Genomic DNA, 19,180 nt, shown 5'->3' with positions numbered 1-19,180 from the left:
ATGACCGCGAACCTGCTCGCACGAGCTTCCCTGAGCCATTCACCTTCCCGCCCGGACGCGGACGTGCCGCGGCCGGAACCCGGCGATGCCGAGCGCTCCGATCTCCGCGATCCGGGCGCCGAGGCCGTCCCCGCAGGATCCAGGCACGGTGCGTTGACCGTGCCCGCGGCTGAGCACGTATTAGGTGCGGAGGCACTGCGCGCGTTGCTCGGTGACGGAACCTGGGTCGAGATCGTTCCCGGCGTCGCCGCACCATCCGGGCTCGCCGGGAAACCAGCGGTACGGGCCGAGGCGGCGTTGCTGCGCGCGGGACCGCACGCGGTCCTGTCCGGGCCGACCGCTGTTGCCATGCACGGTTGCACCGAGGCCGATGGTGCTGACTCCTTGCACGTGACGGTGCCTTACGACCAGCAGCCACGGCCGTCGTCGGGACTGGTGGTACGCCAAGCGTGGATCCGCGAGTCCGATGTGCTCGAACTCGACGGACTGCGGGTGTACACATTGGACGCCGCGTTGGCCGAATTGCTGTGCACCGGACCGCCGCGCACTGCGCTGGCTTGCCTGGAGCAGGCCATGGCGGTGCTCGGCGGTGCCGCGCTGCGGTTCCGATCCGCGGTGACCGAACAGGTGGCCCGCAGGAACGATCGCCGCGGTACTCGTCGTGCCGCGGAGTTGCTGGACTTGGCGCGCACCAGCCCCTCGGGTGCGATGCCGGTGGTGGCCCGGATCCACGCCGCGTCGGCGGGAGTTCAGGGATGAGCGCCGCCGGGAACGTCACATGTCGCCTTGTGATGAATGCAGTCAGATGCGTTATGTTCGGCGATGGACCCGGCTCGCCGAACCGAGCCCGTGCCGCAGTGCGACGTTTCGCGCGTAGTCGGCCCGGGCGCGTCACCGGGACTAGGAGGTCGCGAAGTGTCGCGAGAAGCCCCGCGGTCGTCAGCCGGTTCCGGGCAGGTTCAGGTGGACCACGGCACGAGACGGGCTCCCTCCGCCACGGATGCGAATACCGGGCGGTGCGCGGCGGACACGGACTCGCACGCTCCGGATTCGACGCGCGGCGGGCGGATCGAGTTGGTGCTGCTCGACGTCGGCGGCCCGATCTACGACGACTCCTGGTATCGGGAGGCGCTGCTGCGCGCGACCTGCGAGCTGGTCGCGGAGAACGGCGGCGTGCTCGTGGAAGCCGAGTTCCAGCAGGTCTACGACGCCCGGCGGCAGTCGCAGAGCGGTTCGCTGCGAACCGCGATCGCCGAGCACTTCCTCGGACCCGGGCAGCGCGAGCGGTTGTCCGACCGGGCGGAGAGCTACTGGTTCTACCCGCCTGCGGCGCTGCACCCGGATGTGCTGCCCGCGCTGCGGGAACTGTCCGAGCGGTACCGGCTGGGGGTGGTCGCCAACCAGCGCGCGGTCGTCTTGGACGCGCTGCGGCGCGATGGAGTCGCCGGGTTCATCGACTTCTGGGCGATCTCCGAGCTGGTGGGAGCGGCCAAACCGGACCCGGCCATCTTCCGGCACGCGCTGCGGCAGGCCGGGGTGGCTCCGCAGCACGCGGTGCACGTCGGCAATCGCCTGGACTCCGACGTGCGCGGTGCACAGCAGCTCGGGATGCGCACGGTTTGGGTGGTGCGCGGCGAAGCTCCACCGGATCCGACGCAGCAGCAGCTGCGCGAGCCGGACATCGCCGTGTTCTCGCTGGCGGAAGCGCCCGGGGCGGTGGACCGGTTGCAGCAGCGAGTCCGGTAGCCGGCTGCCTGTTCCCGGGCGGCCCGGAGCCGCCCTGGCCCGTGCGGAGCCTGCGCTCGCGGTCGGCTGCCGGCGATCTCCGAGTGCACTCCGGACCCGCGCAGCTATTCGGCCAGCGGTTCCGGGACAACGAAATCGACCGCGTCGAAGTCGGTCAGCGGCACGGCGCGGATGGGCATGCCGCTGGCGCCGTACTGCTCGACGAGGCTTTCGATGCGCACGCGGCCGTGTGCGAGCACTTCCCGCCGGATCCGCTCGCGCCGCTGCTGCTGGGAGATCGTTCCGCCGTCCGCCTGGACCAGGTCGACCTCTCCACCGACGTGTGGCGATCGTGTGATCACCGCACGCGCGGTGTGCGGCGGCGGTTCTCGCCCAGCGGGGCGGGTGGAATCAGGGTCCGACGTTCCCGCAAGGACGGATGCGCAGCTTCTCCACGTAGTCCTCGGGAGCTCCCGCGGCCTCCGCCGCGTCGGCCATCACGCCGAGGTAGCGCGCGGACGGCAACCCGCCCTCGTAGGCGTCCAGCACGTAGAGCCAGGCCAGCACCGGACCGTCGAGTGTCTGCACGCGTAGCCGCAGCTTCTTGTGCATCTGCAGCTCGGAGCCTTCCCAGCGGTCGAGCTGTCGTTCGTCCTCGGGGCTGACGTCGTAAAGCACGGTGAACACTTGCTCGCCGGGGTGCTCGACGATCGTCGCCAGCGCGCCTTCCCAGCCGTAGTCCTCACCGCCGAAGGTCAGCCGCCAGTCCATCAGCCAGCCCGTTCCCGCCATCGGCGAATGCGGGGCTCGGTCCATCATCTGGGCCGGGTCCATGTTGGACCCGTACGCGGCGTACAGCGGCACGTCCCACAGGGTAGCGATCGTTGTGCCGGATGTCGGAGTGGACCACGTCACCGCTTGCGCGTCGGGGTTCCGGAAACCGGCGAATCGCCGGTACCACCCGGATCGGTGACGGTCCGCGCGGCGTACGGTGAGCCCGGCGCCCACAAGGCACGGAGCACGGGAGGAACGCAGAAGTGACCCGCATCGTGATCATGGGAGGCGGGCCTGCGGGCTACGAGGCGGCTCTGGTCGCAGCGCAGAACGGGGCCGACGTGACGCTGGTGGAGCCGGATGGCCTCGGCGGTGCGTGCGTGCTCTACGACTGCGTCCCCTCGAAGACCTTCATCGCTTCCGCGGGGGCCAGGTCGGCCGTGCGCGACGCCGGTGAGTTGGGCATCCGTGCGGTCGCGGACGGCATCGAGCCCGAGGTCGCCGTGGTGCACGGCCGGGTCAAGGGGCTCGCGCTGGCGCAGTCCGCGGACATCCGCTCGCGGGTGCGCCGGGAAGGTGTGCAGGTCATCGCCGGCCGGGCGCGATTCACCAACCCGGCAACCGGCTTGGCCCAGCACCACATCGGTGTCGAACGCCTCGACGGCGGAGTGGACGAGCTGGTCGCCGACGTGGTGCTGATCGCCACCGGTGCCACGCCGCGGGTGCTTCCCGGCGCGGTGCCGGACGGCGAACGCATCCTGGACTGGCGGCAGCTCTACGACCTGCCGGAACTGCCGGATCACCTGGCGGTCATCGGGTCCGGTGTCACCGGCGTCGAGTTCGCCTCCGCCTACACCGAGATGGGCGTGAAGGTCACCATGGTCTCCAGCCGGGACCGGGTGCTGCCGCACGAGGACGCCGACGCGGCAGGCGTGCTGGAAGAGGTCTTCGCCGAGCGCGGTACCGAGGTCGTCAAGCACGCCCGTGCGGAACGAGTGGAGCGCACCGACAAGGGCGTGCTGGTGCACCTCGCCGACGGCAGGCAGGTCGAGGCGAGCCACGCGTTGATGACCGTGGGTTCGGTGCCCAACACCGGTGACATCGGGCTGGACCGAATCGGCCTGGAGACCGACGGCGGCGGCTACGTACCGGTGGACCGGGTGTCCCGCACGAAGGTTCCCGGGGTGTACGCGGCGGGCGACTGCACCGGTCTGCTGCTGCTGGCGTCGGTGGCGGCGATGCAGGGACGCATCGCGATGTGGCACTCGCTGGGCGAGGGCGTCAGCCCGATCAAGCTGAAAACGGTCGCGGCCAACGTGTTCACCCATCCCGAGATCGCAACGGTCGGGATCAGCCAGCAGGCGATCGACTCCGGCGAAGTCCCCGCGCGGACGGTGAAACTGCCGTTGGCGACGAATCCGCGGGCCAAGATGGAAGGTCTGCGGCGGGGTTTCCTGAAGGTGTTCTGCCGCCCGCAGACCGGTGTCGTCGTCGGTGGCGTGGTCGTCGCGCCGAACGCCAGCGAACTCGTGCTGCCCATCGCGCTGGCGGTGCAGAACCAGATCACCGTGGACAACTTGGCGAACACGTTCTCGGTGTACCCGTCGCTGACGGGCTCGCTGACCGAGGCCGGGCGCCAGCTGATGCGCCACGACGACCTCGACTGACCGGGTACGCGCTCGTCCGGTTCGATCGTCCGGACCGCCTCCGCACCGAGCGGTCGTTTTCGCGGCCCGCGGTTCGGGAAGCCGGGCTCGGGAAGCACGGGAGGTTGCACGGTTATGTCCACACCGGTTCTGGTCTACGACGGTGACTGCGGTTTCTGCACGCGCAGCGTGCGGCTGGCCGAAAAGCTGCCGCTGCGCGCGGAGCTGACGCCCTGGCAGGAGGCCGACCTCGCCGCGTTGCGCACCACCGAGCAGCGGGCGCGGCACGAGGTGCTCTGGGTCAACGAGGAAGGTCGCGTGTTCGGTGGGGCGCGTGCGGTGGCCGAACTGCTCAAGCATTGCGGCGTGCCGTGGTCGGTGCTCGGCGTGCTGATCTCGGCTCCGGTGCTGCGGACCCTTGCTGACCTGGCGTATCGCTGGGTTTCAGCCAACCGCCACCGGCTGCCAGGTGCCACGCCGGCCTGTCAGCTGCCTGCCGAGCAGCGGCCCGGCGCCTGACCCTCCGGAACGAACGCCCTGCGCCTGATCGCTCGGCGGCTGACCGTCGTTCTGGGCGCATGGGAGACAGCGCGCGTCCTTGCTGCGCACCCGGCATGAGCGGTTCGGACCTCGCGTTGACTCGCTGCGCGTCCCGCTCGTTGCCCGACTCGCTGCCGGACGGTCCGGTGCTGCCCGTCCCGCCAGTCACTGGACGGGGTTCGCCTCGGGTGCACCCGCGGCGAATGTCGGCCGAAAGTATGAGAATCCCCGCCGGTCCGCTGGCCAGATGGCCGATCGATCGACTTTTCCGCGGCACTTCGGCCGATCCTGCGGCGCCCCGCACCCGCGTAACTTTGTGTCCGTCGGGGGAGAAACCGCAGGTGGTCACCGGTACAGGGGCATCCCGGTGATCACCTGCGGCGCGCGAGAACGGCGACTAGCCGGCGGGGTGAGCCCGGATAATCTGATGACAGGGTTTCGGCGGCGCGGTTACGGTCTCATTCATGCACCTGTTCTTTTTGTGACTGCACAGCGTCCGTGTTGACGCGCGCCGACTACGCGGTCGGCGCTTGCGTCCACGGCACGTCTCCACGTCCTCGGCCGCTCGATGCAGCGGCTCCCTTATCGGCTTGGAGTGAGTCAAGGTGCTGAATAACCGCCGCGCGCACATCGCGTTCATGGCCGTGCCCGCGCACGGCCACGTGAACCCGGGACTGGGGCTGGTGACCGAGCTGGTGGCCCGCGGCCACCGGGTCACATATGCCACGACCACCGATTTCGCCCCGCAGATCGCGGAAGCCGGGGCCGAGGTAGTGCTGTACGAGTCGACGCTGCCCGCCGCGTCGACCCAGCAGGAATGGCCGGATGACCAGGCAGCCGCGGTGCTGCTGTTCGTCGAAGAGATGATCTCGGTGCATCCGCAGCTCGCCGCGAGCTACGACGCGGACCGCCCGGACCTGGTCATCTACGACATCGGTGCGTTGCAAGCGCCGGTGCTGGCCGAGCAGTGGGGCGTTCCTGCGCTGTGCCTGTCGCCCACGCACGTCGCGTTCGAGGGCTTCGAGGAGCAGTTCGGCTGGGAGGAAACTCCCGCCATGCGAGCGGTCTGGGAACGAGCCGACACGTTCTTCGCGGACGAGGGCGTGGACATGAGGTTCCGGACGATGAGCCCGCAGCGCTGCATCGTGACGATTCCGCGCTCGTTCCAGTACTGCGGCGAATCGGTCGGCGACGAATACACCTTCGTCGGCCCGATGCTCACCGAGCGGGCGTTCCAGGGGCATTGGGAAGCACCGGACGACCGGCCGGTGCTGTTGATCTCGATGGGCTCCGCCTACACCGACCAACCCGAGTTCTACCGCAGCTGCCTGGCCGCGTTCGACGAGCTGGCTTGGCGGGTGGTGCTGACCATCGGCAAGGTCGTCGAACCGGCCGATCTCGGCCCGATCCCGCCGAACGTGGAAGTGCACCGGTGGGTGCCGCAGCTCAGCGTGCTGTCGCAAGCCGCGGCGTTCATCACGCACGCCGGGATGGGCGGCACGACGGAGGGGATGTACCACGGCGTCCCGATGATCGCGGTGCCGCAAGCCGCGGACCAGTTCGCCAACGCCGCACGGCTCGCCGAACTCGGGCTGGGCGCGCACCTGCCGAGCGCTGATGCCACGCCCGAAGCACTGCGCAAAGCGTTGGAGCAGGTGACCGGTGATCCGGCGATCGCTTCCCGGCTGCGCGCGGTGCGCGACGAGATCCGGGAAGCCGGCGGGGTGCGCCGGGCCGCCGATGTCGCCGAGCAGCAGCTGCGCTGACCACGCGGACGGCGGGATCACCGGAAAAACCGGTATCCCGCCGCCGCGTTTTGGTGAACACTCCGCCGACATGAAGAAGCCGAACGAGCAGTTGCACCACGACGGGGTGGACCTGCGCCGGTGGCGTCTGGAGGACGCCGCCGCTGCGTTTCGGGTGGTGACCGAGTCGCTGGAGCATTTGAGGCCGTGGATGCCGTGGGCGACCTCCGAGTACGACCTGAAGACGGCCACGGACTTCGTCAGCAACAGCCGCAGCGACTGGGAGCAGGGCAAGGCGTTCGACTACGCGGTGCTCGGGCCGGGCTCGGAAGTGATCGGTTCGGCCAGCCTGATGGCGCGGATCGGTCCCGGCGGACTGGAGATCGGCTACTGGCTGCACCGCGATCACGTGGGCCGCGGCATCGTGCGGCGGGCGGCGCGGGCGCTGGTGGACGAGGCCTTCCGGATCGGCGCCGACCACGTCGAGATCGTGCACGACGAGGCCAACCTGCGCAGTCGCGCCATCCCGGAAGCGCTCGGGTTCACCCAGGTCGACCGCCGCGACGCGACCGATCCGCCAGCGCCGGCCTGCACCGGTGTTCAGCTGGTGTGGCGCCTGGCGGCATCGGAGGCCGCGCAGCGCAGCTCGTGAGCCGGTCACCACCAACGCCGTGGCCTTGAGAATTCACAGGACAGCAGGTTTCCAGTGCGAAGCACGAGACCGGTGAGTCGACGGATCCGCTGCTTGCGCAGATCATTTCCGCAACGTCCGGAAGCCCTGTTTCCGGGATCGACGGAAGTGCCACAGCGCCAGGTGGTGAAGCTGCTGGCGGATCGCCGCGGTGCGAATGATACGGATGGCGGAGATCCCGGAATCCCGTGTAGGGGAGTCCGGGATCACTTGTCCTATTTCATCGCTGTGCGCTCAGAGTCAGTCCTGGTGATCCCACCACTCGGCCCACAGTACCCACGCATTGGGGTCGTCTCGTTGCTGCAGCTGAGGTCTTATTGCGTCGGAAACGCACTCCGGTGAACGCAAAAACGGCGGCGTGCTCGCGTCGCCGCCGGAAAGCAGCGGGGCGCGAGCACGCCGCCGGAATTCGCCGCGTCCGTCCGGGGCACTCGGCCGGGCGCGGCGAACGTTTTCAGTGGAACCGGATCATTCGACCCAGCCGAACGTCTTGGTGACGGCCTTCTGCCACTGGTGGTACTCGGCGGCGCGCCGGTCCTCGGCCATCAGCGGGTCCCACTGCCGGTCCTTGGCCCAGTTCGAGCGGATGTCCTCTTCGCCGCTCCAGAAGCCGACCGCGAGCCCGGCGGCGTAGGCCGCGCCGAGCGCGGTGGTCTCGCTGACCGTCGGCCGGATCACCGGGACCCCGAGGATGTCGGCCTGGAACTGCATGAGCAGCTCGTTGCCGACCATGCCGCCGTCCACCTTCAGCGACTTCAGCGGCACCCCGGAGTCGGCGTTCATCGCGTCGATGACCTCGCGGGTCTGGAACGCGGTCGCCTCCAGCACCGCCCGCGCCAGGTGCCCGCGGTTGACGAACCGGGTGAGCCCGACGATCGCGCCGCGCGCGTCGGAGCGCCAGTGCGGCGCGAACAGTCCCGAGAACGCGGGCACGAAGTACGCGCCGCCGTTGTCGTCCACGGTCCGCGCGATCTGCTCGATCTCCGGCGAGCTGCCGATCAGCCCGAGGTTGTCCCGCAGCCACTGCACCAGCGACCCGGTGACCGCGATGGAACCTTCCAGGCAGTACACCGTGTCCTTGGAGCCGATCTTGTAGCCGACCGTGGTGAGCAGCCCGTTCTCGCTGAGCACCCGCTCGGTCCCGGTGTTGAGCAGCAGGAAGTTGCCGGTGCCGTAGGTGTTCTTGGCCTCGCCGGGCGACAGGCACGCCTGGCCGAACGTGGCCGCCTGCTGGTCCCCGAGGATGCCGGCGATCGGCAGGCCGCCGAACACGCCGCGTTCCCGGAAGTGCCCGTAGACCTCGGAGGACGAGCGGATCTCCGGCAGCATCGACATCGGCACGCCGAGCTGGCGGCAGATCTCCGGATCCCACTCCAGCTTCTCCAGGTCCATCAGCAGGGTCCGGGAAGCGTTGGTCGGGTCGGTGACGTGCAGCCCGCCGTCCGGGCCGCCGGTGCTGTTCCACAGCACCCAGGTGTCCATGTTGCCGAACAGCAGCTCACCGTTCTCCGCGCGGGCGCGCACGCCGTCGACGTTGTCCAGGATCCAGCGGATCTTGGTGCCGGAGAAGTACGGCGACAGGGTCAGCCCGGTCTGCTGGTGGAACCGGTCCTGCCCGCCGTCGGCGGCGAGTTCGCTGACGATGGAGTCGGTGCGGGTGTCCTGCCAGACGATCGCGTTGTAGACGGGTTTGCCGGTGGCCTTGTCCCACACGACCGTCGTCTCGCGCTGGTTGGTGATGCCCACCGCGGCGATCTCGGAGTTGACCAGGTCGGCCTTGGCCAGCGCCCCCGCGCACACCTGCCGGGTGTTGCTCCAGATCTCCTCGGGATCGTGCTCGACCCAGCCCGCCTTCGGGAAGATCTGCCGGTGTTCGACCTGGTCGACGGCCACCGTCCGGCCGGAGTGGTCGAAGATCATGCAGCGGGTGGAGGTGGTGCCCTGGTCGATCGCGGCGACGTAGGAGGCCATGGTGTCGTCCTTTTCGGAGGTTTCCTGCGGGTTCGCGCGTGGCGGGGGTCAGTGTCACCCGGGGAACGTGCCGCGGGCATGGCAGCCCGGCGGGCCCGCGGTCGGCGGTACCGCCCGCCTACGGGCGTGGCGGTACCGCGCGCCCGCCGGCTCGCTCACGTGGCCGGCAGCACCGAGGCCAGCGCCCCGGCCAGCACGCCACCGATGATCGGCCCGGCGATCGGGATCCACGAGTAGCCCCAGTCCGCGGAGCCCTTCCCGCGGATCGGCAGCAGCGCGTAGGCGATCCGCGGGCCGAGGTCGCGGGCCGGGTTGATGGCGTACCCGGTGGGGCCGCCGAGCGACGCCCCGATGCTGATGACGATGAAGGCGACCGCCGCGTAACCCAGCGCGTCGTTGCCGAACTCCATCGATCCGTCCGGGCCGCGCTCCGAGCCGGGGGTCTGGATGATCCACAACACCAGCACGAAGGTGCCGATGATCTCGGTGACCAGGTTCCACGGCGCGTTGCGCACGGTCGGAGCGGTGTAGAAGATGCCGCCGGTCTGGGCAGGCTCGTCGTGGGTGTCGAACTGGAGCTTGTAGGCGGCCCAGCACAGCACGGCGCCGAGGACGCCGCCGGCGATCTGCGCGACGATGTAGGTGGGCACCTGTGACCAGGGCACTTGACCGTCCACCGCGAGCCCTAACGTCACCGCCGGGTTGATGTGCGCGTCGGTGGGCGCGGCGATGCTGGCGCCCGCGAAGACCGCGAAGCCCCAGCCGAAGTTCACCAGCAGCCATCCGCCGCTGTTCCCGAGCGTCCGGCGCAGCGTCACGTTCGCGACCACACCGCACCCGAGCAGGGTGAGCATGGCCGTGCCCAGCATCTCCCACAGGAAGATCTCGCCGAGGTTCATTCCGATCCCCTCAATCGCGGCGCCGTCGGCGCGGTCGAGTGCAGCTCATGTCCGAGGTGGGTACCGGGGAGGCCCCGGGTGATCGGCTCGAACGGCCCGCGCTTGCGAGCGGTCGACGGGTGCGCATCGGCGCGTCGGCCTCCTCCGTTGGAGCTGCTCCGGCGCTCGGACCGCGCCGGAGAACACGGTCACATTAGACTTGTGAAAACAAACATTGCAATAGGTTCAGGATGGTGTTTTTATCGAATAAGACGGTGTAGCTGCGGTCGGCTCCGTCCGTGCCGAGAGGCGCGGGGCCAGCCGACGGGCTCGGCAAGGAGGATGGGCACCCGATGCAGGAAGTCCCCGCTGGGGATACGGCGGTGAGGGGGACATCGATGTCCGCGACATCCGGCAGGCGCCCGTCCGGCAAGCAGCAGGACCGGCGGCGGCGCATCACCGAGCTGGTGATGGCCGAAGGGACGCTGCGCATCGACGACCTGGTGGCCACCGTGGGCGCCAGCGCGATGACCGTGTACCGCGACTTGGCGGACCTCGAATCCCAGGGACTGGTGCACCGCAACCGCGGCTACGTCTCCGCGGCCTCCTCGCTGCTGTACGAGGCGGCTTCGGAATACCGGATGCAGCAGAACGAGGCGGAGAAGCACGAGCTGGCCGGTGCCGCCGCGGAACTCGTCGAACCCGGGCAGGCCCTGGTGCTCGACGACTCCACCACCGGCGTCTACCTGGCGCGGAAGCTGCCGGAGCGGACTCCGCTGACCGTGGTGACCAACCACCGCGGCGTGTTCGGCGAACTGGCCGGGCAGCAGGGCGTGCACCTGATCTCGATCGGCGGCGACTACTTGCCGTGGGCGGACGCCTTCGTCGGCGGCATGGCGCTGGACGCGCTGCGCGGCCTGCGCGTCGACCAGGCGATCATGTCGGTCTCCGCGGTCACCGACGGCATCTGCTGCTACCCGCAGCAGGAGATGGTGCAGCTCAAGAAGGCCATGCTCGCCGCGGCCAGCCGGCGAGTGCTCTACGTCGACCACACCAAGTTCCGCAGGCGCGCGCTGCACGCGGTCGCGCCAGCGGAGGACTTCGACATCGTGATCGTCGACTCGCACACGCGCGAAGCGGACATCGAGGTGCTGCGCGAGCGCGGCGCCACCGTCCGGCGCACCGCGGAGATCGGCGCGAACACGGCGAAAGAGGACCCGCAACCGGGTCCGACCAGCAACGGCGCGGCAGGCGTGCAGGACGCAGGCCGGGCATGATGACCATCGCTGGACGTGCCGAGCGGGCGCGGGTCGGCGGTGATCGCGATTCGAGCGAGGAGGACGCCTGGTGTCCCACGACGACAAATCATCCGCGAACGCCGGCGCGAGCGAGGCGACGCGCGCGTCCGAGGCTGCCGGGGGCAGGCTCGGCCCGTCCGATCGGGAACGCAACTGGCAGCGGCTGAGCTCCGAGGACTTCGACGTCGTCGTGATCGGCGGCGGCGTCACCGGCGCGGGCACCGCGCTGGACGCGGCGACCCGCGGGCTGCGGGTCGCGCTGGTGGAGGCCCGCGATCTGGCCGCGGGCACCTCCAGCCGGTCCAGCAAGCTGTTCCACGGCGGGCTGCGCTACCTGGAGCAGCTGGAGTTCTCGCTGGTCCGGGAGGCGCTGCGGGAGCGCGAGCTGATGCTGACCAGGATCGCTCCGCACCTGGTCAAGCCGGTCCCGTTCCTGTACCCGCTGAGCCACCGCGTGTGGGAGCGCCCGTACACCGCGGCCGGTCTGCTGATGTACGACACGATGGGCGGCGCGCGTTCGGTGCCCGGGCAGAAGCACCTCAGCAGGGCCGGTGCGCTGCGGATGGTCCCGGCGCTGAAGCGCAACGCGCTGGTCGGTGGCATCCGCTACTACGACGCCCAGTCCGACGACGCGCGGCACACCATGACCGTCGCGCGCACCGCCGCCCGCTACGGCGCGGTCGTGTCCACTTCCACCCAGGTCAGCGGCTTCCTCCAGGAAGCCGACCGGGTCGCGGGGGTGCGCCTGACCGACACCGAGACCGGCGAGGAGACCGAGGTCCGCGCGCAGGCCGTGATCAACGCGACCGGGGTGTGGACCGACGAGCTGCAGCGGCTCTCCGGCAGCCGCGGCCGGTTCCGGGTCCGGGCCAGCAAGGGCGTGCACATCGTCGTCCCGCGGGACCGGATCGTCTCGGAGTCCGGGCTGATCCTGCGCACCGAGACTTCGGTGCTGTTCGTGGTGCCGTGGGGCAGCCACTGGATCGTCGGCACCACCGACACCGACTGGAACCTGGACCTGGCGCACCCGGCGGCGACCAAGAAGGACATCGACTACATCCTCGAACACGTCAACACCGTGCTGGCCACGCCGTTGAAGCACGAGGACATCGAGGGCGTGTACGCGGGCCTGCGGCCGCTGCTGGCGGGGGAGAGCGACGAGAGCTCGAAGCTCTCCCGCGAGCACGCCGTCGCCCGGGTCGCCCCGGGTCTGGTGGCGATCGCCGGCGGCAAGTACACGACCTACCGGGTCATGGCGGCTGACGCGGTCGACGCGATCGGGCCGGACCTGTCCGGGCGGATCGCGCCGTCGATCACCGACCGGGTGCCGCTGCTCGGCGCGGACGGCTACCACGCGCTGGTCAACCAGGCCGATCAGATCGCCGCGGCGCACGGGGTGCACCCGTACCGCATCCGGCACCTGCTGGACCGCTACGGCTCGCAGGTGCACGAGGTGCTGGCGCCGTCGATCGAGAACCCGGAGCTGCTCAAGCCGATCCCGGCCGCGCAGAACTACCTCAAGGCCGAGGTGGTCTACGCGTGCACGCACGAGGGCGCGCTGCACCTGGAGGACGTGCTGACCCGGCGCACGCGGATCAGCATCGAGACCCCGCACCGCGGCGTGGAGTCGGCCGAGCCGGTCGCCCGGTTGATGGCCGAGGTGCTCGGCTGGGACGAGCAGCGGATCGCGCGCGAGATCGAGGTGTACACGGCGCGGGTCGAGGCCGAGCGGGATTCGCAGACCCAGCCGGACGACCAGGCTGCGGACGCCAAGCGTTCGGCGGCGCCGGAAGCCCGGCCGGACCTCACCGAACCGATCGCCTGAGCCGCGACGTTCGGGAGCAGCTGCGCAGCGGTGCCGGTCGCGTACCCGGTCATCGCTGCGCGGTCGACCCGAAGGCGCGAGATCGAAGTGAGCGGACCGTTCGTCCCCAGCAGGGGCGAGCGGTCCCTTTCGCGTGCACGCCGGGTCACGCCGAAAGCGATGGGCATTTCGGCGCGGTCGAAGGCTTATGACCCGAAACCGTCCGCGTGGCCGGTGAGCTCGCCGCGCAGCTCTTCGACCAGCGCGATCATCCGCCGGTCGTCGGCGGGGGCGATGGTGCTCCACGGGTCGCCGGACGGGGAGTCCCGGCGCAGCTGCGCGTAGCGGCCGTGCGGGGTGTCGAAGAAGGCGACCACCCGCTCGGCCCGCACCCGCCTGCCGGTCCCGTCCCGCGCCGCGGCGCCGAACTGCCCGCGCGATCCGGCTCCGCGGACCATCGCGGTCAGGTCCTCCGCGTCGTCGGCGCGCACGCCCCTGCGGCGCAGCTCCTGCTCCAGCGCTTCGACGTCGCCGCCGGTCTCGGCCGCCGCCGCGTCGAGGTCGGCGCTGCGCACCGCGACGGAACGTCCCGGGCCGGCCTGCGCCGGGGGCAGCACCGAAACCGCCTCCCGCGCGACGGCGGTCGCCGCCGCGCGCCGCACGCGCAACGCATCGCCGTCCTTGGTGACCAGCACGCCGTCCTCGCCGCGGGCGCCGGCGAACACGCGCACGCTGCGGCCGCACCACAACCGTCCGTCCACTTCGGACGTCGGGTGGTCGAGCAGGCGCAGCAGCCGGGCGAGTCCCCGGTTCAGCTCGCCGCCGCCGGCCAGGTTCCGGTCGGCCAGTCCGCGCCACACCGAATCGACCAGCTCGGCCCGTTCGCGGTGGGTGCGGCCCGGCGAGTGCACCCGCAGCACCAGCGGAACCGCCGCCACGCCAAGGTGTTCGGTGAGCACGTCGAACTCCAGGGCCGACAGCTCGCGGCCCGGTGCTCCGGTCGTCAACCCGGATCCCCGCCGATCACGGGGCGGGACAAGGTCTGCTGCTCGTCGAAGAATCCGCCGGGGCTGCCGAACTGCTCGGTGACCTTCCGGTCGACTTGGTCGTCGTCGCGTCGTCGGGACCGGGAACTCCCGGTGTGCCCGCCGCCCTTGTGCTGATCGGTGCGCGATCCGCCGCGGCCCGATCCGCCGCGCCCGGACTGCCTGCCGCTCGGCGCCGACGCGGACCCCGGGACGCCGGGCGGCGCGATCGCGGCGTTGTGCCAGCTGATCGTGATGCCTTGCTGCCCCGGTCCCTTCGCCGCGCCCGGTGCCGCCGCCGGGCCGTCCACCACGACCTGCGGCGGCGGCGTGAACGAGGCCAGCGAGGTGGTGTTGGCCTGCGTGGCGCCCTCGTAGGTGCGCATCACCTCGAACGCGCGCTGCTCGGCCGCGTCGCGCCGGGCCTCCTGCACCTCGTAGTCGGTCTGCCCGCCGAACAGGTGCACCAGGCCGGTCACGGCCGAACCCGGGTCTTCCGAGGTCACCCGCGTCGGCTGCGGCATGTCCGCGCGCGCCTTGCCGACGAATGCGGCCTGCTGCTCGGCGCGGTCGCGCATCACCTCGGCGGCGGCCTGCGCCTCGGCGGCCCAGTCGCCGAGCGGGCGCAACCCGCCGCGGGCGCTGTCCGCCGCGTCGCCTTCCCAACCGGCCATAGCCGAGTTCAGCGCCGCGGCGATACCGCCGTCGATCTCGCCGAGAGCGCGGGTCAGCTCGCTCCAGCGCCGCACCGAGTCGGTCGAGCCGTCCGCACCCGGACCCTGGTTGATCTGCTCGTAGAGCTCCTCGTGGCGGTAGCCCTGCCAGCGGTGCTCGCTCATCTGCGGCCTCCCGTCCGAGGCGGCCTGCGGGCGGGGAGCATCTCAGCACCCACCGGTGAGCCGGGCCGCGTTGGTCTCGTCGATGTCCACGTAGTTCTGGTTCGCCAGCCGCAGCGACTCCGCGGCCGACTGCAGCTGGTCGCGGTAGCCGCACAGCGCGGTCAGCGCGTCCTGGTCACCGCCGACCGAGCGGAGGTTGAACTGCTCGGCCGCGGTGCTGCTGACCGGATCACCCGCCCACGGGCGGATGCGCAGTTCGGTGATGGCGTGCTCGATCTGCACGCCCACCGCGTCCAGCGAGGACTGCAAGGCACTCACGAGGTTCGGAATGGCGCTGGGCTCGACCCGCATGGAACCGCCGGCGCCTCCCGGCGCCGGAACATCCGGCGAGCCGTCCCCTGAATGCAGCGGCACGGGTTGTTCCCTCCCACGGGTAAAACGTCCGCGCTCACTCTAATCACCAACCATCACCGTGGGGAGTGCTCCAAACGCGGTGAGTATCAACACTGCGGATCTTCCGGAGCTGGTGCTGCGTCGGCCGGTGCCGGTTGTTCAGGCGGCTGCGCCGGAGCAGAAGGACTGCAGCGCACACCGAACAGAAGAGCCGCTGAGCGGCGGCGTGCGGCGTGGCTCAGTCCGTCGGCCGCGGCGTGGTCGGTGCTCGCGAAGTGGTCGCTTCCCCGGACGACGATTCCGAGGTGGAGGTCTCCTCGGAGGTCGGCGGTGCGGGATCGGCGAGCGAGGCCACCGCGTTCTCGGCGACCCGCTGCGCCCCCGCGCAAAGCGCGTCCAGCGGCGGCGCCGGCTGGCCGCCGTCGTCGCGGTAGAGCACGTCCAAGTGCTGCCCCGCGGCGACGTCGACCGCGACGTTGCAGGCCATGTCCAGGTCCGGGGTCTTGATGACCAGCGCCGGGAAGCCGCCCAGCACCACGGGAGTCGCCTGCACCTGCGCGGTGTCGTCGGTCCACACGTCCATGGACTCGGTGGTGATCAGCGACAGCCGCGCGCCGACCTTCGCCGTGGTGTTGCGGAAGCTGCAAGTGGGCGCATCGCCGAAACCGGCCTCGGCGTCGGCCAGCGGTTCGCGGTCGAAGCCCAGCTGCCCGCGCTGCTGTTCGGTGAGCAGGTCGCACGGGTCCACGCCGGCCATGTTCATCTCGAACGGCCGCGGCGGCAGCGGGGCCGGGGCGCTGGTGGTCGGCGGTGCGGGCGGCGGCGGTGGGGGAGCTGTCGTTTCCGCGGTGTTCTCCGAGCGCAGCAGGCCACAACCGGAAACGGTGAGCATTCCCGCGGCGACCACACCGCCCCACTGCGCGGCCGTGCGCGCCCGTCGAGTCGGGGTCCGCGAGCTGTGCATGGCACTCACCGTAACCAACGCGCCGTCGGCTCCGGGTGAACTTGCGCCACGCGCGAGTCGTCAGCGGCGCATCAGCAGGACGAGCGCGGCGGCCGCGGCCGCCAGCGGCAGCAGCAGGATCGGCTTGAGCACCCCCACGACGCAGACCAGCAGCAGCACGATGCCCAGCGGGATGCGGCCGACCGGACGGCGGCGACGCGGCTCGGGTGCCTGCGCGTGCGGCGGCGAAACCATGTTCGGCAGGTCGGCGAACAGGGCCCGCAGGTCGGACTGGAAGCGGGCCGCGGCGGCGTCGGCGCAGCGCTGGTCGTACTCGCCGACGTCCAGCCGCCCCGCGGTCAGGTGCTCGCCCAGCGCCTTGATCGCGGTTTCCCGTTCGGCATCGCCCACCCGAAGGTTCCGTCCGCTGCCCACACCGCCATCGTAGGCGGCGTCGCGCGCAGCCGGAGAACTCCGCGACACCGATTTTTCCCGCTGTTCGCCAGGCCCTAGGCCTCGGCGCCCGAAGGGCTGCGGGACAGCAGCGGCGGCTCGCTCGGGGAGTTCAGCACCTCGTCGTCGATCAGTCCTTCGCCGCGTGCCACGACCGCGGGCACCACGATCTGCCCGGCCACGTTGGTCATCGTGCGCATCATGTCCATGATCGGGTCCACGGCGTAGGCGATGGCGATGCCGGTGGCCACCACCTCGGGCGGGAAGCCGAGCGCGCTCAGGGTCAGCGTCAGCATGGTGAACCAGCCGGTGACCCCGGCCGTGGCGATGGCGCCGAACACCGCGACCAGCACGATCGTCAGGTACTGCACCGGGCCGAGGTGGATGTTGAACAGGTTCGCGATGAAGATCGACCCGACCGCCGGGTAGACGGCTGCGCAGCCGTCCATCTTGGTGGTCGTGGCCAGCGGAACCGCGAAGTTCGCGTAGGAACCGCGCACGCCCAGGTTCTCCGCGGTCTGCCTGCTCAGCGGCAGGGTGGCGCTGGACGAGCGGGACACGAAGGCGAACTGCAGCACCGTCCACGCCTTCGCGAAGAAGGTCCGGGGACTGATGTGCGCGACGAACCGCAGCAGCACCGGGTAGACCACGAACAGCACGAGCGCGCAGCCCAGGTACGTCGCCCCGATCAGCTTCAGCAGCGGGGCGAAGAACTCGTTGCCGTAGGTGGCCACCGCGTTGCCGATCAACCCGAGCGTGCCCAGCGGCGCGAGCAGGATGATCCAGCCCAGCACCCGCTGGATCACCTCGAACAGCGAGCGGTTGAACTCGACGAACGGCTTCGCGCGGTCGCCGAGGCTGTAGGCGGCCGCACCGATGATCAGCGCGACGAACACCACCTGCAGCGTCTGCCCGTCGGCGAACGCGCTGACCAGGTTCTCCGGCACCAGCCCGGTGAGCAGGTCCAGCCAGGACCCCTGGGTCTTCTGCCCGATGGCGGAGAGCCGCTCCGGGTCGGGTTCCAGCACCAGGCCCTGGCCCGGCTGCACGAACCTGCCCACGGCCAGCCCGATGACCACCGCGATCAGCGAGGTGATCGCGAACCACATCGCGGTCTTGCCGCCGAGCCGGGCGGCGAGCTTGCCGCCGCCGACGCTGCGGAGGCTGTCGATGCCCACCACGATCGCCGTGAAGATCAACGGCAGCACGGTGAACGTGAGCAGCTTGGTGAACGTGGACCCGACGGTGTCCATCGCGGTGATCAGCCATTGCGCGCCGGTGCTCTTCGCGATCCAGCCGAGCACGGCGCCGAGCACGAGTGATGCGACGACCGCGACGGCGAACGCTCGCGGGTTGAAGCGCGGTCGCCTCTTCGGCGCGGGAGTGGTGGACACAGGGGTCTCCTGAGCGGACGTGCGGCGGAGATCGCCGCGGGGGATTCCGGGAGGGCGGCTGATCGGCGGGTCGCGCGGATCAGGCCGGGACCGCTCGCGAGGGGAACGGCCGGGCGCGGACGGTCAGCGACAGACGCTGCTGGCCTGCCGTCGCAGATCGACGTGCAGCCGAGAGGTCAGATGCCGGTGATTTCCCATCGCGGACAGTTGTAACCCGGTCGAGCGCCCACGCCATCCCGCGGTAACCGAATTGTGCTCACGTTCACCCGTGCGCACACCGGTGGTCACGCCGTCCCGGACGTCCAGAGGTCGGTCACGCGGACGCCGACCTCGGCGAGCAGCCCGCGAGTCAGCGGCAGGCTGATGCCGATCACGCTGGACGGATCGCCGTCGACCCCTTCGACGAACCAGCCGCCCAGGCCGTCGAGGGTGAACCCGCCCGCGACCCGCAGCGGCTCACCGCTGGCGAGGTAGGCGTCCAGCTCCGCCTCGGTGGGTTCGGCGAAGCGCACCGCGGTCGTGCGGTGCGCCTGGGCGCGGGCGACGACTTCGCCGCCGCGCAGCTTGAGCACGGCGTGACCGGTGAGCAGCTCGCCGGTGCCGCCGGCCATCTGCCGCCAGCGCTTGGCCGCGACCTCCGGATCGTGCGGTTTGCCGACGACCTCGCCGTGCATCGACAGCATCGAATCGCAGCCGACGACCACCGCGTCCTGCTCGCCTGCGCGGACCGCTTCGGCCTTGGCCGCTGCCAGCGCGGTGACCAGCTCGGCGGGTTCCGGATCGACCAGCGCGGCTGCGACGGCGTCCTCGTCCACCCCGGAGACCCGCACGACCGGTTCGATCCCGGCGGCGCGCAGCACGGACAGGCGGGCGGGGGAGGCGGAGGCCAGCACGAAACGCACGGCCCGACTCTAGAGGGTGGTTCGGGTGCGGTTCGCGCAGCTCCCGGACCGGAGCCATCGAGTGGTGACGGGGACCGTAGCCCGGCCCATTGGGGCCGAGGAGTCCATCGGCACCGGTCGGGTGGTGCGCGTGCGTGTCGGTTTCGGTGTGGATGGGAG

General features: G+C 70.8%; 20 protein-coding genes. 8 read left to right on the top strand and 12 right to left on the bottom strand.

Going from position 1 to position 19,180, the window contains the following annotated elements; genetic code table 11:
* Entirely contained in the window at positions 1-759 is a 759-nt protein-coding gene (locus V1457_RS03220) for a hypothetical protein (protein WP_338600008.1), read from the top strand.
* 318 nt (positions 760-1,077) lie between these two features.
* Positions 1,078-1,746, top strand: coding sequence for an HAD family hydrolase (locus V1457_RS03215; RefSeq protein WP_295149535.1), 669 nt, complete (start codon positions 1,078-1,080; stop codon positions 1,744-1,746).
* A 104-nt stretch (positions 1,747-1,850) separates the two neighbouring features.
* Here the strand turns inward: V1457_RS03215 and V1457_RS03210 are convergent, their stop codons facing one another.
* The gene (locus tag V1457_RS03210) at positions 1,851-2,087 is read right to left on the bottom strand and encodes a hypothetical protein (protein WP_338600004.1); all 237 of its coding nucleotides are present in this window, start codon (positions 2,085-2,087) and stop codon (positions 1,851-1,853) included.
* A 49-nt stretch (positions 2,088-2,136) separates the two neighbouring features.
* Positions 2,137-2,589, bottom strand: coding sequence for a gamma-glutamylcyclotransferase (locus V1457_RS03205; RefSeq protein WP_200068619.1), 453 nt, complete (start codon positions 2,587-2,589; stop codon positions 2,137-2,139).
* A 173-nt stretch (positions 2,590-2,762) separates the two neighbouring features.
* Here V1457_RS03205 and V1457_RS03200 point away from each other — a divergent pair, with 173 nt between their 5' ends.
* From V1457_RS03200 to V1457_RS03185, 4 genes are all read left to right on the top strand, one after another.
* Entirely contained in the window at positions 2,763-4,166 is a 1,404-nt protein-coding gene (locus V1457_RS03200; protein WP_200068620.1) for an NAD(P)H-quinone dehydrogenase, read from the top strand.
* A 114-nt stretch (positions 4,167-4,280) separates the two neighbouring features.
* Entirely contained in the window at positions 4,281-4,664 is a 384-nt protein-coding gene (locus V1457_RS03195) for a thiol-disulfide oxidoreductase DCC family protein (RefSeq protein WP_200068621.1), read from the top strand.
* Positions 4,665-5,323: 659 nt separating this feature from the next.
* Entirely contained in the window at positions 5,324-6,451 is a 1,128-nt protein-coding gene (locus V1457_RS03190) for a macrolide family glycosyltransferase (RefSeq protein ID WP_407074773.1), read from the top strand.
* Between the two features lie 70 nt (positions 6,452-6,521).
* Positions 6,522-7,082, top strand: a complete 561-nt coding sequence (locus V1457_RS03185) for a GNAT family N-acetyltransferase (RefSeq protein WP_338599991.1) — start codon at positions 6,522-6,524, stop codon at positions 7,080-7,082.
* 507 nt (positions 7,083-7,589) lie between these two features.
* Here V1457_RS03185 and glpK read toward each other — a convergent pair.
* Both glpK and V1457_RS03175 read right to left on the bottom strand, forming a co-directional pair.
* Positions 7,590-9,092 (bottom strand): glycerol kinase GlpK, encoded by a 1,503-nt coding sequence (glpK, locus tag V1457_RS03180; protein WP_200073429.1) that lies wholly within the window; start codon positions 9,090-9,092, stop codon positions 7,590-7,592.
* 155 nt (positions 9,093-9,247) lie between these two features.
* A complete protein-coding gene (locus V1457_RS03175; RefSeq protein ID WP_295149548.1) occupies positions 9,248-9,991 on the bottom strand; it encodes an MIP/aquaporin family protein in 744 nt (247 codons plus the stop codon).
* Positions 9,992-10,368: 377 nt separating this feature from the next.
* On the opposite strand from V1457_RS03175, the gene V1457_RS03170 reads away from it, so the two are divergent.
* Both V1457_RS03170 and V1457_RS03165 read left to right on the top strand, forming a co-directional pair.
* Positions 10,369-11,247 carry a DeoR/GlpR family DNA-binding transcription regulator gene (locus V1457_RS03170; RefSeq protein WP_233628530.1) on the top strand — a complete coding sequence of 293 codons (879 nt, stop codon included), beginning with the start codon at positions 10,369-10,371 and terminating at the stop codon, positions 11,245-11,247.
* A gap of 184 nt (positions 11,248-11,431) precedes the next feature.
* Positions 11,432-13,093 carry a glycerol-3-phosphate dehydrogenase/oxidase gene (locus V1457_RS03165; protein WP_233628574.1) on the top strand — a complete coding sequence of 554 codons (1,662 nt, stop codon included), beginning with the start codon at positions 11,432-11,434 and terminating at the stop codon, positions 13,091-13,093.
* A 185-nt stretch (positions 13,094-13,278) separates the two neighbouring features.
* Here the strand turns inward: V1457_RS03165 and V1457_RS03160 are convergent, their stop codons facing one another.
* From V1457_RS03160 to V1457_RS03130, 8 genes are all read right to left on the bottom strand, one after another.
* Positions 13,279-14,079, bottom strand: coding sequence for an ESX secretion-associated protein EspG (locus tag V1457_RS03160; protein ID WP_338599983.1), 801 nt, complete (start codon positions 14,077-14,079; stop codon positions 13,279-13,281).
* Positions 14,076-14,936 (bottom strand): PPE domain-containing protein, encoded by an 861-nt coding sequence (locus tag V1457_RS03155; RefSeq protein WP_338599980.1) that lies wholly within the window; start codon positions 14,934-14,936, stop codon positions 14,076-14,078. The genes V1457_RS03160 and V1457_RS03155 overlap by 4 nt, the downstream gene beginning before the upstream one ends.
* Positions 14,937-14,978: 42 nt before the next feature.
* Complete coding sequence (locus tag V1457_RS03150) at positions 14,979-15,254, bottom strand: hypothetical protein (protein ID WP_233628529.1); 276 nt, start codon at positions 15,252-15,254, stop codon at positions 14,979-14,981.
* Between the two features lie 313 nt (positions 15,255-15,567).
* A complete protein-coding gene (locus V1457_RS03145; RefSeq protein WP_338599976.1) occupies positions 15,568-16,293 on the bottom strand; it encodes a DUF3558 domain-containing protein in 726 nt (241 codons plus the stop codon).
* 60 nt (positions 16,294-16,353) lie between these two features.
* Complete coding sequence (locus V1457_RS03140) at positions 16,354-16,707, bottom strand: DUF1707 domain-containing protein (RefSeq protein ID WP_200073422.1); 354 nt, start codon at positions 16,705-16,707, stop codon at positions 16,354-16,356.
* Between the two features lie 74 nt (positions 16,708-16,781).
* Complete coding sequence (locus V1457_RS03135) at positions 16,782-18,119, bottom strand: dicarboxylate/amino acid:cation symporter (protein ID WP_338599971.1); 1,338 nt, start codon at positions 18,117-18,119, stop codon at positions 16,782-16,784.
* Positions 18,120-18,242: 123 nt separating this feature from the next.
* Complete coding sequence (locus tag V1457_RS30545) at positions 18,243-18,317, bottom strand: putative leader peptide (RefSeq protein ID WP_367268954.1); 75 nt, start codon at positions 18,315-18,317, stop codon at positions 18,243-18,245.
* 86 nt (positions 18,318-18,403) lie between these two features.
* Positions 18,404-19,021 carry a Maf family protein gene (locus V1457_RS03130; protein ID WP_338599968.1) on the bottom strand — a complete coding sequence of 206 codons (618 nt, stop codon included), beginning with the start codon at positions 19,019-19,021 and terminating at the stop codon, positions 18,404-18,406.
* Positions 19,022-19,180 lie beyond the last annotated feature (159 nt).

Source organism: Saccharopolyspora sp. SCSIO 74807 (genome assembly GCF_037023755.1).
GTDB classification, from domain to species: domain Bacteria; phylum Actinomycetota; class Actinomycetes; order Mycobacteriales; family Pseudonocardiaceae; genus Saccharopolyspora_C; species Saccharopolyspora_C galaxeae.
The sequence above is the reverse complement of the archived record's forward strand: the minus strand, read 5'-3'. Positions and strand labels throughout refer to the sequence as shown.